The organism is Vibrio sp. SCSIO 43140, assembly GCF_023716585.1.
Classification (GTDB): Bacteria; Pseudomonadota; Gammaproteobacteria; order Enterobacterales; family Vibrionaceae; genus Vibrio; species Vibrio maritimus_B.
Genome location: NZ_CP071850.1, coordinates 2,190,714 through 2,205,022 on the forward strand (window position 1 = coordinate 2,190,714; position 14,309 = coordinate 2,205,022).

The 14,309-nt window shown below is 46.6% G+C and carries 18 protein-coding genes; 9 read left to right on the plus strand and 9 right to left on the minus strand.

Translation table 11 applies throughout. The annotated features are described in order from the left end of the window. Nucleotides 1–240: 240 nt before the first annotated feature. From J4N45_RS10315 to J4N45_RS10355, 9 genes are all read left to right on the plus strand, one after another. Complete coding sequence (locus J4N45_RS10315; RefSeq protein ID WP_252011320.1) at nt 241–1,146, plus strand: hypothetical protein; 906 nt, start codon at nt 241–243, stop codon at nt 1,144–1,146. Next, nucleotides 1,139–1,909, plus strand: a complete 771-nt coding sequence (locus tag J4N45_RS10320) for a hypothetical protein (protein WP_252011321.1) — start codon at nt 1,139–1,141, stop codon at nt 1,907–1,909. The genes J4N45_RS10315 and J4N45_RS10320 overlap by 8 nt, the downstream gene beginning before the upstream one ends. Next, nucleotides 1,910–4,588 carry a MobH family relaxase gene (gene mobH / locus J4N45_RS10325; RefSeq protein ID WP_252011322.1) on the plus strand — a complete coding sequence of 893 codons (2,679 nt, stop codon included), beginning with the start codon at nt 1,910–1,912 and terminating at the stop codon, nt 4,586–4,588. It abuts the gene before it with no gap. Next, nucleotides 4,581–6,500, plus strand: a complete 1,920-nt coding sequence (gene traD, locus J4N45_RS10330) for a conjugative transfer system coupling protein TraD (protein WP_252011323.1) — start codon at nt 4,581–4,583, stop codon at nt 6,498–6,500. Before mobH ends, traD begins: the two co-directional genes overlap by 8 nt. Nucleotides 6,501–6,510: 10 nt before the next feature. Beyond that, on the plus strand, nt 6,511–7,146 hold the full coding sequence (locus tag J4N45_RS10335) for a hypothetical protein (RefSeq protein WP_252011324.1): 636 nt from the start codon (nt 6,511–6,513) through the stop codon (nt 7,144–7,146). Nucleotides 7,147–7,148: 2 nt separating this feature from the next. After that, nucleotides 7,149–7,832 carry an IncC plasmid conjugative DNA transfer DtrJ family protein gene (locus tag J4N45_RS10340; RefSeq protein ID WP_252011325.1) on the plus strand — a complete coding sequence of 228 codons (684 nt, stop codon included), beginning with the start codon at nt 7,149–7,151 and terminating at the stop codon, nt 7,830–7,832. Between the two features lie 25 nt (nt 7,833–7,857). Next, entirely contained in the window at nt 7,858–8,835 is a 978-nt protein-coding gene (locus J4N45_RS10345; protein ID WP_252011326.1) for a S49 family peptidase, read from the plus strand. 300 nt (nt 8,836–9,135) lie between these two features. Then, nucleotides 9,136–9,579 carry a hypothetical protein gene (locus tag J4N45_RS10350; protein WP_252011327.1) on the plus strand — a complete coding sequence of 148 codons (444 nt, stop codon included), beginning with the start codon at nt 9,136–9,138 and terminating at the stop codon, nt 9,577–9,579. 12 nt (nt 9,580–9,591) lie between these two features. After that, nucleotides 9,592–10,356 (plus strand): nuclease-related domain-containing protein, encoded by a 765-nt coding sequence (locus J4N45_RS10355; RefSeq protein ID WP_252011328.1) that lies wholly within the window; start codon nt 9,592–9,594, stop codon nt 10,354–10,356. A gap of 122 nt (nt 10,357–10,478) precedes the next feature. On the opposite strand, the gene J4N45_RS10360 is transcribed toward J4N45_RS10355, so the two are convergent. The 9 genes from J4N45_RS10360 to J4N45_RS10400 all read right to left on the minus strand — a co-directional run bounded on the left by J4N45_RS10360 (nt 10,479) and on the right by J4N45_RS10400 (nt 14,303). Continuing rightward, complete coding sequence (locus tag J4N45_RS10360; protein WP_252011329.1) at nt 10,479–11,105, minus strand: integrase arm-type DNA-binding domain-containing protein; 627 nt, start codon at nt 11,103–11,105, stop codon at nt 10,479–10,481. Between the two features lie 200 nt (nt 11,106–11,305). Beyond that, complete coding sequence (locus tag J4N45_RS10365; RefSeq protein ID WP_252011330.1) at nt 11,306–11,728, minus strand: AAA family ATPase; 423 nt, start codon at nt 11,726–11,728, stop codon at nt 11,306–11,308. A 78-nt stretch (nt 11,729–11,806) separates the two neighbouring features. Further along, the gene (locus J4N45_RS10370) at nt 11,807–12,370 is read right to left on the minus strand and encodes a DUF5983 family protein (RefSeq protein WP_252011331.1); all 564 of its coding nucleotides are present in this window, start codon (nt 12,368–12,370) and stop codon (nt 11,807–11,809) included. Between the two features lie 42 nt (nt 12,371–12,412). Beyond that, on the minus strand, nt 12,413–12,679 hold the full coding sequence (locus J4N45_RS10375) for a hypothetical protein (RefSeq protein WP_252011332.1): 267 nt from the start codon (nt 12,677–12,679) through the stop codon (nt 12,413–12,415). A 106-nt stretch (nt 12,680–12,785) separates the two neighbouring features. Beyond that, complete coding sequence (locus J4N45_RS10380) at nt 12,786–13,088, minus strand: hypothetical protein (protein WP_252011333.1); 303 nt, start codon at nt 13,086–13,088, stop codon at nt 12,786–12,788. Nucleotides 13,089–13,123: 35 nt separating this feature from the next. Next, nucleotides 13,124–13,471 (minus strand): hypothetical protein, encoded by a 348-nt coding sequence (locus J4N45_RS10385; protein WP_252011334.1) that lies wholly within the window; start codon nt 13,469–13,471, stop codon nt 13,124–13,126. A gap of 49 nt (nt 13,472–13,520) precedes the next feature. Further along, nucleotides 13,521–13,724: a hypothetical protein gene (locus J4N45_RS10390; protein ID WP_252011335.1), complete on the minus strand. Its 204-nt coding sequence runs from the start codon at nt 13,722–13,724 to the stop codon at nt 13,521–13,523. Nucleotides 13,725–13,736: 12 nt separating this feature from the next. After that, on the minus strand, nt 13,737–13,913 hold the full coding sequence (locus J4N45_RS10395) for a hypothetical protein (protein WP_252011336.1): 177 nt from the start codon (nt 13,911–13,913) through the stop codon (nt 13,737–13,739). Nucleotides 13,914–13,973: 60 nt separating this feature from the next. Then, complete coding sequence (locus J4N45_RS10400) at nt 13,974–14,303, minus strand: hypothetical protein (RefSeq protein WP_252011337.1); 330 nt, start codon at nt 14,301–14,303, stop codon at nt 13,974–13,976. Nucleotides 14,304–14,309 lie beyond the last annotated feature (6 nt).

Here is a 14,309-nt window from a genome sequence, read left to right on the forward strand (position 1 = left end):
GGGCTGGTGGCCTAAAGCGTAAACACTCACGACCCAAACGATGTCTTGGAAAGAAATCGTTCATTTTAGGTACACATATCCCGGCATCTCTGAGCAAACTAAACAAACAGTTGCAGCTTTAGAACCGCCCCATTTTCATCAAAATCTCAATTAAGCATCGAAATTAAGGCCGTTAATCGGCAAAACGAATTGTTTTAACGGCCACAATAAGACTTCAGATTTACGACTAACGAGGACGTCATGGATTTAAATGAGCCCGTTGAGAGCGTTGAAAGCGCTGACTCATCGAACTTTGAACCGCCCTACGTGATGACGAAAGAAGAAGCGCTCATGGCACAAGTAGATGTAAGCAAGCTTGTGAGCGTGGACTTAGACGCTATTGAGATGTTCAACAAGATGATTGAGCACCTTGGTATTGAATTGGCGTCATTGCAGGACGAAGCGAAAGAGCTTTGGAAAATCGTAGAGCGAATTTGCCAGCAGTACTACAACGAGCCCCATCTGGCCTTTAACAAGAAGATTCAGGAAAAGAACGTACGTGAAGAGAGGTACCGTTATGCCGATACTGGCCACTTAGTGGTTAAGGTGAAAGTCGATACAAAAATCGGACCAAATAGGCCTGATGATATGTGCTTGGGTCTTTTCATTAAAGACTACGGTCGGACATTTAAAGGCACATTTAAACGCATGAATTGGGTCGCTGATGCTGATAAGGCACAAATGAAAACGCAACACTCAGTCTTACCGAAGTATCCCGCAAGCTTAAGTTCGAATAACCCGCCTGTCCGAGTAGCTTGTCAGCCATTTTGTTGGGAAGCCATCAAAAAACATGGTGAAGACTGGGAAGGCGACATGTTTAAGGAACTTGCTCGTCGCGTGCATCCTGTTCTTCGGCGTTACTTTTATTTGATTGACACCTACCAGCGGTTACTCGATGAGCGCACTTCACTGTATCGGGACTTAGCCGTGGATTTAGGCATCATGCCGAGGAAAGGAAACGGGAAAACGACCTATAAGCAACTTATACCGATATTTGAAAAGTACTACCCAGAAATCAACATTCATAACGTCGATTTGAGTGGCAAGTTAATGCACCAAAAGTCGAAGAAAGAAAACAAAGAGAGCGAAGGAGACATCTATGGCTGATTTCAAGCAAATGCGTCGTCACATTCCGGAGAGTGTGTTGTGTCGCAGTGAAGCAATGTACCGTTACCTAGGTACCAAAGGTGGCCAATTGATTGGTTCTACACAACGCGTTGCAACAATGTACGAAAGTACAGAAAACAACGATGGCAATCGAGAAGTTGTCGTTTCTATTTTCGAAGGTCTGTTTGAGACATTAGAGCAAGGCCAATCTGAATTTAGCAAACAGACTGATGCGGTGAAGCGCGAGTGGAATCGAAAAAATCGAAAATCGGGTCGTAAGCTTCCTAACGTTGAAGCACCCGACTCTCACTCATTTACATTTGAGATCACCCACCCAATCTTCCAGAGAGTCATTAGCGTTGTTCGTAAAATGGACAATTCAATGGCCGTCATGGAAACACTTTGGATGCTCGGCGAACTTGAAGAGCAGCGATACAAAAACGCAAAAATGAAGTTGGCCTCTACCCTATCTCGTTTTTCGAATGATGTGTTTGGTATCACCAATAAACTCCGTTCACTGGATCCGGGTCGTGGTAATACGCAGCAACGCATCAATAGTCAAATCAATGCTCAACTCGCGGCAGTTTCTGATGAGCCTGAATCAGTGGTTTCCGATGAGTCCTTGGCCGATGCTCCAATCAATCAAGTTTCTGAGCAATCAGACAATACCTCTGTTCTTGTGTCATCTGATGAAAATCCTTTGATGGCAGAAGATATCGACAGTGTATTGGCGAGCCAAGAGTCGCTGAAGGAGGGTGCTTAAATGAAGTTACTTGACGGCGTAGGTAAAGGCGTTTCAATACTCGGCTACAAAGTCATGGATTTACTCGGTAAAAAGTCGGGTGAATTACATGAGCATTTTGCTAGCGACAAGTATCTACTTCAGCAAGAGGAAATTACTCGCTTGCAAAAAGAAGTGGCGTCGATGATTAAATACCCCCCTACGCCGTTAGGTGTACCGGTTCTAACAGAGCACGATATCTTGTTTGCCTACCGTGGCATCATCAAAGAAACGTTCCTTGCAGCAGGGATGATTGAAGGCCATGAAGATTTTAGCACGCCATGTTTCATGAATACGTACATGCCTGCCATACGACACGTTGTCCAATACTATCACTTATTGCCGGCTTCTGAGTTTCATCACCACAACGAAGTTGGAGGCTTGCTCCGTCATTCATTAGAAGTGGCATTAATGACCCTTAGAATGTGTAAGGCTAAGACACCCGACCCGATAGGGTTTCAAGATGTCGAAAAGCTGCGTTTACCACGCTGGCGTTTTGCCGCTTGGTTATCTGGTCTGCTACATGATGCAGGAAAGATTATCAGTGACATGCGAGTACACGGTAAAGAAGTCCCATCTCAATGGAACCCACAGATAGAGTCCATTTACGATTTCGCTGACCGACATCGGATAGAGAGATACACGGTGAGTTGGAATCCGCATCGTGCAAATCACTATCATGAAAAGCTATCAGCACTCCTTATGGACAAAATATTAAGTCCTATGGCGAAGCGATGGTTGTATGAGAGCAGTGACAACCTCTCAGGTCCTATTATTGACGCCTTGCAATCTTACACACGAAAGAATGGGTTTATTGAGGAGGCGATGCGCAAGGCGGATGCTAAATCATCAGAGCGAGACCGACGAACTCAGTACCACCACCTTATGGGTGATCGCAAAAGTGGCCTTGGCCATGCATTCATTTCTAGCCTACGAGAATTGAAAAAGAACAAGTGGAATAAAGTGAATGAATACGGTGCTCGAATATTCGTCATTGATGAGGAGGTCTATCTCGACTATCGCGATGGAATCATGGAAGTGATCCAACACATCAACAAAGATGCGACAAACGCAGGAGAGAATGCTCGCATTATCAACAGTTACGGTAAAGTCGCGTCGATAATGGAAGAGCTAGGCATCATAGAGCCAATGCACGAAGAATCCGATTTTGCACGTTTGACATACAAAGACGCCAAAGGTAATCCGAGACAAACCGACATTGTGCGCGTGTCATACCCAAACCTTGTGTTTGAAGACACTATCGTGCCGCCTAACCTAACGGACTGTGAAATCGTCTTATCCAATATTGGTGAAACACTGACCGTTGCACCGAATGGTCGCGTTGTGTATGACGAACCGAAGAAAAACCCTTACCAAACGATTTACAACCTTGACCCTGAAGAGGGCTCTCAAGTAAACCGAAATGCTGCACGTTCATTGAATGTCACTGGTAAACCGAAAACCAAAGATGAGCTTCTCGCGGCTAATCAGTCCGTCGCGAATAATGCAGGTTCAGTTGCAGCCGGAAGTACGATGGGCAGTGGCGCTCAGCCGTCTCCTCATCAGCCATCAACTGTGGCGCAAACACCAAATGCGCCCAAAGGTAACACCAATAAAACTGGTGCTAAGCCTAAAGCAGCAGCGTCCACAAAGAAACCGGCAGGCAGTAAACCTAAATCAGCTACTCCAGCGAACAAGCCTGCGGCAAAGCCAAGCAACAATACGAAGAAAACGTCACAGTCTAAGCCAAAGACTTCCCGACCTTCGATTAAGTTTGAGAACGAGGATAACGGTGGATGGGATGGTATGAATATCTCCCCTGACAACCAGCGAAGTTCAGAGCCAACGATGCCGGTGGATGAGAATTGTTGGGCTGGCATCAATATCAACGCCAATCCAGACAAGCCACAATCAAAGACTGACACGTCACCTAAAGGTCAAATCGCCTTTAATAATATGGATGACGGGCAAGTGTCCCCTGGTTCCGTTGGAGATGAAACGCATTCAGCTTCAGATAATTCGCTGTCCGAGAATGACAACGGGAGTGTGGCACTGGGTAAATCATCGGCTGGTGGCGTGGATACGTCATCACCGGTGCCAAAATTCAAACCAAAGAAACCAGTCAACCAAGCAAAATCGAACACTCATGTGAATGCAGAGCACCGAGCCACGGACCGACTGCGCAGCGTGAAGACTGATGAGCTCATTACGCTTTGTTATGTCATTGCCTATGGCCTATCTGAAATCCATGCTGATAACGATTCACTGATTGAGGTGCAACAACGTCCTTCACTGTACGTGAACAAGCATTGGCTTGGCATGGTACTCACGGCGATTGAATCTAACTTTGATGACACGACATACCTCGACAAATTGTCAGAGTCCTACAAGCCAAAAACCACCTTGGGCCTAGACACTGACGACTACATCACGATTTCCAAAGAGATGTATCTTGCCGTCGCCGAGCTTCTTGATATTGACGGGAAGTTACTCATTGAACAAGCGCGATACATCTACAACCTGGGTCGCAAAGGTCGTATGGCCAATCCTGATTTTTTCCATGGAAAACTCAAAGTCACGGCACAACACGAAATGCTGATATTGAAATCGAAGCTAGCTAAAGAGCTATCCCTTGATAACGATGGGGTGATCAATGTTTAAAAGTAAAAAAAATGCCATCTCTGAGCAAATTGAAAACTATTTCCGAGAGATATTTGAAATCAAGCAAGCCCAGTCTTGGTTTGCTTCAGCAGGTTTTTTCGCTGTCACGGGTGGATATCAAACACTCAATCATCTACTGACTAATACAAACGTCCCCGACTCCATGTTGCTGACAGGTTTGGGTACCACTATTTCTCTAGGGATGGGCATCAAGCGCTCAGCCGAAGCTTGGCCGATTATGAAGACCCAGGCGAAGCTGTGTTCTAACTCGCTGGTCATTGAGTCGCTGGAACAAACTCGGCGTCGGGCAATGAAATACACAAAAAAAGGGAAAATGTATCTAGGTACCGGGTATGACTGGGGACCGGAGCATGCAGTCAACATGTATGCGGTTAACGCCTTACCGAGTGCCCGTCGTCAGCATCAAGTCCCGGTGTTCTTGCGGAAGTTCATACCCTATAACCCGAAGCTCAATGAAGAGCTTGGTGGGGAACCATACTTAATGGCACTGGGAGATGAACAGCCGGTCGCGCCGAGTAAGAACATTGGTCGCGCTCATACATTGATTGTGGGTCTGCCGGGGGCTGGGAAGACCACGTTGTTGAAATTGATGGCATTGAACAAACTTTGGTCTGGTGAAAAGGTTCTATTGTTGATCATTGACCCTAAGAATACGCCGGAACTTAAAAATGGCCTTAAGGAAGAAATGGAGCGCCAAGGTAAAGGTGACCAGTTCTACTACTTCGCCCCAGCTCGTCCTAGCGAATCGGTCACCATTGACCCAATGAGTAACTATAACCGCATCACCGAACTGTCTACCCGTGTCGTGGAATGTATCCCAACGGGCGGTAGTGAAGGTGAAACATTTAAGAACTTCTGTTTTGAACGTTCGAACCAAATTTTCCAAGCTGCGAATTACATTGGCCAGCGACTCACGCTATCAACGCTTTACTACTACCTACGTGAAGGTATTGACCGTCTTTGCGAGCAAACGTGTGAGAAATACTTTGCAAATCATGCTGGAGAAGACTGGAAGCACTCCTTACAAGCACGAATTAATTCACAAGCAGGCACGAGCTGGCTTGAGAAAATGGTCGGTTACTATGTCGACGTCATGGCAGTAGACCATCCGTGTTCGCAGCTATCTGGTGTCATTGATGCCTATCGAACCTCGCCAGCTGAGGTGCGTAAGATGACCGGTTCATTGAACTCTATCTTAGAACAGCTTTGCTCGTCTCCGCTGGACACCCTATTGTCCCCGGACTTAAACGACCTAGCGGATGATAAACAGCGCGTCGTAAATATCGATGAAATCGCCAATACCGGTGGGGTGCTTTACTGTGCAACGGATGGTCTAACCGACCCACTGATTGCGGGTACCATTTCCCGTTTGATTGCAGCTTCTACATCAGCCGCGTCAGCTGAGCGTTATAACTACGGCACCGGAGATGAGCCTCAAGTTTGCTTCATGATTGATGAGGCGCACAACGCGTTGAATGACATGATATTGAACTTATTAGCAATCGGTAGACAGTCAAAATACGAGCTGACGCTGGCCACACAAAGCTTGCCAGATATTGTTGAGAAAACTTCACAAGCAACAGCTGACCGAGTAACAGAACTGTGTGCCAACACCATTGCTCTTCGATGTGAAGGCAAAATCACACGAGAATATGTCTCCGAAAAAATAGGTGCTGCCGACCTTGCTCAATATCAGAAAATGATTAGCAACTCAGCATCTACCCAAGACAACATAGGGTCATACAACGCCGGCTCTGGTATGCGTGAATCTACACTAGAGCGCCCCCTATTCCCTCCATTCATGGTATCTGCATTACCGAACTTGCAGGCCATTTGTAGTTTTTCTAACGGGTCGAAGACATTGCTTCGATTGCCTGTCGAGCCAAGATAAGGACATTGATATGAAACAAGACGATTTATCGTACTTTTACAAACCAACGGCCATCAAGCAAATCTCCCCGAGCAGTTACTTGCTAAGTAAGTTGGAAAAAGAAACCTCTGTCGCCCTGTCTGCCCAGTCTGAGATTTGGCCGTCATTGGGAGAAATCCAATTGCGCTTGGTTAAGTTCTTTGGTGACGCCATCCCGGCAGACTTTAGTAACCCGGATTACTCACTGCTGGACAAGACCCTCAATGACATGGTTGAAGCGTGGGACGCTTACTACCCAGAGCACGGGAAAGAAGTGGCGTTTAAGCAAGTGTGCTTGGTCGTCATTAAGCGATGCACTGACCTGTATCGATATATGGTGACGGCTGATGAGAACAAAGTGGGTTATGAGATCATTTGGGATCCACTACAACAAACCTTTCATGAGTTTGTGTCTTCATCTCGCGTGCGTAAGGTCAAAATCATTGACCAACAGTTGGATAACGAGCAGCTAGAGGGATGCCGACAATCGGTGATTCTCATCTTGCCGAAGCTGTTCGCTAGAGCCGATTTCCATTCACTGGGGATCTTGCCATACACCAGTGAAGACCAAAGCAAGCACAGAATTATCGAGCTAATTCAAACGCCAGAACTGGTGTTGGGAGCGTAGGCATGGCACATGATACACAGTCATTCATTGATCAGGGCAATGATGCCCTGCTCGGTGATAAACACCAATTTCGAAATCCATGGATACAAGCAGGCTTTCTAGTTTGGTTTCTATCTCTACTGTACTGCTGGTTTGGGCTACCTGCCAGCGAGTTCCGGCAAGCGGTTGTTGAGGAAGTCACCATCGTGCAGGGACAACTGACTCAAGCCCAATCAGATGAACTGTTCGAACGTATCAACCGCTGGTACAAAGTCAGCATGGTCGATACGGGTATGTCTAACAGCATCGATAAGCTGTACATCAATAATGACCCTGAGAATAAAACCGCCACTTTCATTGGCGGAATGACAGAGCGTCTGGTGGATAACACCAAGATGTGGTGGTACCGGAGCATCGTCAGAATAAACGTTCTGTTCGAATGGATATTCTTAGGGAGTGTCCTCATCTTCGCGTTTATAAGCGATGCCTATTACAACTATCGCAAACGTGCCCACAATTTTAAACAGCACAACATAAAGCTAGCGTCTATCGCATGGCGATTAGTGGCCATCATTGTGTTCTCTCTCTGGGTTTTTCTTGTAGTGCCATTGATTGACGGCGGCTGGTGGAGATACCTACCGCTTGGATTTATTGCCATGAGCATCATTTTGACCACTACCATCATTCGTGAATACCAGCGCTTTTAACCAGCGCCGGGAATGGAGTATTAACATGAATTTTTTTAAGCGTCGTCGAGAGACAACGAAAGAGACCACTACGTCGTTAAAAGGTCAGCTCGGGAACATGGCCCGTTTGTACAAGAAGAATCACACACTGAACTTTATTAAGGTGTCAGCCATTGTGTTTGGTGTGTTGTTTGCCATCGGTCATACCATGTATCGAGCTCATTTTTTCAACATGCCATTACCGCACATTGCCTTGATCCAATTTGAGGGTGAAGTCACTCGCGGAAGTTCAACAGCAGATGGCACTCGATTATCTGAGGCCATCCAAAAAGCCATGGAAGATCCACTAGCCCATGCAGTATTGATTGAAGCGAACTCCCCTGGTGGAAGCCCGGTACAAGCAGAAATCCTTCACCGTACATTAATGACAATGAGGGAAACCACAAATAAGCCGGTCTTCTTTAGCATTGGAGAGATGTGTGCATCGGCGTGCCTGTACGTGAGTTCATCGGCAGATAAAGTTTTTGCTCACCGTAATTCCCTGATTGGGAGTGTCGGCGTGAGAATGGACACTTGGGGATTCGATAAACTTATCAAGAACTTACAAATCGAGCGTCGTACACTTTCTGCGGGTAAAAACAAAGCCTTGCTCGATCCATTTATGCCTGAGAACCCGGAGGCGGTGAAGCACCTTAAGAATGAAGTGCTAGCCCCATTGTACGTGGAGTTTAAAAACGCGCTCATTGAAGGACGTGGAAACAAACTCGCGACAGAGAACCCGGACTTGTTTACCGGTTACATTTGGACCGGGCAAGATGCAGTGGAGCTCGGGTTTGCTGACGAAATCAAAACCCATTACGAAATCCGTGAAATGCTACGAGATACCTATCAGGTTTCCGACATCCAGAACTACACCAAACCGAGCTTTTCTATGATGAAACTCTTGTCTTCAGACTTCTGGGCCGAGGTAGTATCAAAAGCCGTCACGGACATTCATGGACAACAAAAATTGGAACTGAACTAATACACTGCCGCGTGCCCGGAGATGATGTGGGCCCAGGTTTGGAATCGATGTGAAATACATACACAATGTCGGTGAATGACAAGCAACTTAGAGCACATCACCAATTTCCAGCCTGGTACCGGGTCTCACCGCTGGGTACAACCCATTAACCACGTAACTTTCATTCCATGACAACGAAAGAAAACCAGCCGACCGGGCTGGGGAAAAGACCCAGGGTCAGGTAAATCGTCGGTCTATAAGCTTCACAGTAAACATCAAGGAATGACATCTAACCGAATTGCGCAAACACGAGGAGCTGTTATGAGACACGCGCTATCTTTGACCATCATGAGCCTTTCTCTTTTTGGCTGCGGTCTTGGTGAACCTAGTCAAACTGTCATCAGTGACGCGCATCAGTCGTACCTACAACAAAACGACGGTCTGAATGCATTCGCTATTACCGACCTTACTAAAGTTGATGGTTACCTTGCTTCAGATACCAAATTTGTAAGCACCGTTCTCTACAAAGCGGAGGCACAAAAAGACCTCTCTGCCATGAAACGAGCAAAGGATAGGCTCGGAAGACGACTGCATACGCCGCATCAACTCACGACGATTCAATCTATCTATGGAGATTTTAAGAAGGGAGACGCTTATGAAGTTTCCAGCAAACTCGTACTTAAGCGTCTGCCCTCCCCATCTTCTGAATGGCAGGTGGAAAGTATTGAACCAGAATCCGTCAGCCTCATTGAACTTGGGCTCTAGGGGTAGGATAAAATGAAGCTAATCATCTCAGCGTATTTCTTTGTTGCTGCGGCATATTTTTTTGAGCCGGTTAGGAACATTCTTCAGATGGTAGTAGGCGGGGCAATGTTCATTGTCTCTGATTTGTATATCTTAATGCTGTTTGTTGTTTTTTCTATCTTTGCTTTGTATCGACTGGGGGAGCCGAATCGTCAGAAGAAGAAGGGAATGCTGGGCGAGCAAAAGGTGGTCACGGCACTCTCAAATCTGACAGAAGGAGATTATAAGCTTATAAACGATGTGACCTTACCTTTATCACCCCGAGGGACAACACAAATTGACCACATCTTGCTGTCTAAGTATGGCATCTTTGTTATCGAGACCAAGAACTACACGGGCGTCTTGCATGGAAAGCCAAACGATAAGAAATGGACCCAAGTTGTTAAAGGCCGTCGTCATAAAATGCAAAATCCACTCTACCAGAACGTAAAGCACGTCAATGAGGTGATCAAACTATTGAAGTGTGAGCCGCTGGATGTTCATTCATTGGTGGTCTTTGTAGGCAACGCTCGACTCAACAGTCCTATGCCCGAAAAAGTGGTGCAACTGACCGATTTGCTTCACTACATCCGTCACTTTAAGCATGATGTCTTTACCCAAGAGCAGGTCAGCGAATTTGTAGACCGCATTGAAGAAACAAGACTCAAACCGGGACTTGCGACCGATCGTCTTCATCTCAAATTCCTACAATCAAAACGAACATCAAAGAGTAAGGATAAGTCTGGGTTGACCCTATAGAGAAGCGTGTAGGGGTATCACACAAGGCGTTAATGAGTGCGACTGGTGACAAAGATATGAACCTACACGGCATTATGAGTAGAGCTGGTGACATTAGGCCCAAAGTGCCGTCTGTGGAAACGCTATGGGTTCAGACTCTTTGACTGATTTTGTATCAGCGTGACGACATCCAAAATTGGGTTAGCCGGTATAAATCGAGAAGACGCGGCGTAGTCCATTACTTGTACCATGAGTTGGGCTTTCTTTATCGCCGACTCAATGTCAGTATCACTTGCTGAAGGGGGTGGTAAAAGCGCACTGGCCAACATTGCACTCGTTAGTTGCGACACTGGTGTTTCGCCAAGCAAAGGAAAGACATCGCGCTCAAAAAAATGCTGCATTTGATCGAGTAGAGGGCAGTTCTCAGTCTCCCTTAAACGCCCAATACACAATAATAAACAATGTCTAACACAGAGCGTCTGCATAGCTAAGGCATCCAACTCGGTGACGTGTTTGTGAATTTGGGGATCTTTTCCTTGTTTGACCAACGCACGGTATCGTTTTGCTTGATATCGCGCCTCTGTAAGATCACACCGAGTCAGAGAGCCTAACCCCATAAACGTCGGTTTGCCCGTAACCGGCTTGACATAGCGAAACTCCCAGCTTTTTGCTCCTGACGGTCTGACGTGCAAGTACAGTCCCTTACCATCACAGAGCCGGTATGCGCCCTCCCTTGCTGTGGCGCATTCAATGTCTTTCCTTGTCAGCATCCATTCCTCCCGTCATCTCTACCCTTGATAGTACAACAACCTTTCATGCCATGTTGGTTCAAAAAAACCAGTGACACGAACTGAGACGATAGACACTCAATGGGACTCTAGCGAACCCAGAAACGCAAAGAAGGACATCGAATCATAAATACGATGTCCTTCACCACGATGGCCGTCAACCGACCAGAGTACACTACGTGTTACGCGAGGTTGAGTTCTGTCATAAATGCGTCGAGAGAGACGAATCGAGACTTCTGCATTTGCACGATATTATCTGGTACGTTGTGAACGTTCTGATAATTACCTTGTGCTTGCAGTACTTGTACATCGGCTCCAAATCGCTGAGCAACCTCCAAGTAATCACGCATTTCGAAGGGCTTGGTGAACGTATTACAAATAACCACATTAAAGCCGTCGCGTAACGCTTTCGCCATTTTCATGCGTGCCCAATTGTGCGCGTCTTTGATTTCATCTCGGTTGTAGCTGTACTGACCTGTTGTCGCGTTCGTGAAATACTGATCCGCTTCTATCAGCAGGGTATTGTCCTTATCTTGCTCGACTATCTCAGTTCCCATAGTTGTTTTACCGCTACCACTCCAACCGCGAATAAACACTGCCTTCATTTAGTGACTCCTTACATCATGACATTGACAAGCCAACGCTACTCGTTGACGTTTTGAATGAGGTGCATGGACACCGAATTACCAATCGAAGCTAGGCGCACCATCCACTTCTGACGCATCACCATCGAACTCAACACAACGATAACCCTGTTTTGCAGCCGATAAAAGAATGGCGTTGAGGGCGGGTGACAGATTGGGGTACGGCTTATTATCTTCTTCGTATAACTTCACGAAAAAGCCGGTTGGTCTTTCCGCTATCATTGACGCATCTTCTTTGACCATGCGAGACAACTCCAAGCTGTCTTCATAGGTCATGTGATTTGTGCAGACCCCAACGGTTTTATATTCTTCATTGAAGGTGACCTGTTCTGTCTCGTTTTCACTGTCATTGAGTGACTTAAAGGTAATGAGATGACTGTAGCTGTCTCCAGCTCCACCAGCGTGCACTTCAAAGGTTTCACCAGATGGCAACGTCACTTCGGCGTAGGTGCCTTCGACATTATCGAACCTAAAGCCATCTGCTTCATCAACATGGCTACCCAAAAACTGTTCTAGAACTTCGTCATTCGACCACTGCGGTAAAATGGTTTGAAATCGAAATTCGCCTGCTAATACATCGTCTACCGTCAATATCTGACTCATAACCCTACCCTCACTGATTGTTGGTTGGTGGTGTTGAAAGGACTAATACAACTGCTCAAGTAAGGTCAACTCACCTCTAGCAAGGGAGTATTCCACATCGTACAGACCGCGAAATTCACCCGTAGTGATGCGTGCGATGATTGACTCATCTCCATCAAAGGGAATCGACTCTAATGTGTATTTGTCGGCCTCAAGCATTGCCATCAACTGATGCACAGCTTGAGCAGGACTCGTTGCGTACACGCCTTGCATGAACATTCGAAATCCACTTACCTTTGAGACCTCTAAAGCTTGATGAAAGAATGCCATGATGAACCCCACACAATGTAAGCTGCTATTGACTTGAGTAAGGTCAGTATTGCAATTCAATCTGGGGGGAGGAAATCACCCCCGATATCAAACGGGGGGAGGCTTATTAGTCGTGAGATGGCAGGTCAAACAGTAAGGCTTCCACTTCAGTTTCAATGCCGGACTTGATACATGTTTCCCGGTACTTGTTAATGCTTACCAACTCGTTTGGCAAAGCCATGAAATGCGTAAAGTACGAAGAGTCCCAATCACTGGAGATTGGGGATGTCACTTGTGGTGGTTCCCCGGCGTCGAGTCGAAAAAAGAGCGCTTGGCCGTCGTCTTCCGTCCATTCTGACACTGGCTTGAAAACCGATTCAGTATTCCAAATTTGCTGCTCATTTGCCGTTAACGTATCGTGATATCGCATTGTCGTACCCCTCTAGTGGATGTTCGTTGAATGACCTACTCGTCATCGTCGCCAAGGCATTCGTGACAGGCATTGCAAGAGAAGCAGTAGCGACAGCCACAGTTCTCGCCACCACAGTCGCAACAGTTGTAGTGGTCAGAACAACCACGGCCACGACTGTCCATTTCCTCGCACATGTCCGACAGTATCTCCAAGATGCCGGATTCAACGCGGTCATACGCTTCTTGTGATTTGAATGCTGGAGAGACCGTTAACTGGTTGTCAGTGACGGAAAACGAATACGTGACGTTTTTGCTGCTGCATCGCTGTAAGTAACGTTCTATCAGTACCCGCTTACCTGTGTGGGATAGCTCTGGATGAGTTATAGATAAAATACCGCTCATAGTCGCTCCTGCTCGATAAAGTGCCCCGCAATTAAGCAGGGCCAAATGGTTACTGCGCCGCCTCAACGCTGGCTATCACTGCAAGGATCTCGTTTTCAGAATAGCCTTGCTGCTCTAAATATCGGAGCTGCGCTTCCATACCTTCATTGTTGATGCGAGACACTTGAATTTGCGCCGCATGGTCTACCACGGCATCAAGATGCTCAGAATCCATCCCAAGTTCCGTTAGTTTCGATTGGATACTGTGTGACATAGTGAACCTCGTTTAATCAAAGTGTGAGTGGCCAAACTGACCCGTTTTCATGATCCACATACCTTCACGAATTGAATCGTGCTCGCTATACGGACCATAGGTTTGAGCGATGTTCTTCTCTTGGGCTTCAGCCTTTTCAAATCGCTTAATTTCAGCTTCCGTTAGTGGTCGGACAATGACAGTATTCATCATGACCTCCTTGTTTGATTAGCGCTCGACCACCAGCCAAGCGCGGGGTTAATTCAGAGGCTACAGGGTCTCACTCGACTCATAGGCACCATTAATCTTGATAGCGATTTTTTCAATGTGTTCAAACTGGTCGATTGTTGGGATTGGCCCCAGTCCGTCATCTACGCGCTGACGTGCGATTTCAAAGGGATAATCAACGCGAGAATCGATGATATCGGCGCTTTCATTGACATGGATATGAGTGTAATAACTGCCATCTGAACAACGGCTGACTTCCACTTTCCCACCCGGAAACTGAATCACATGCAACGTCGGCTCGGGATTACGCTTATCGCCTTTGATCAGGATGTGACAGGCATCGTCAGAGTGATGAACTTTGGTTCGTGCCATGATGTG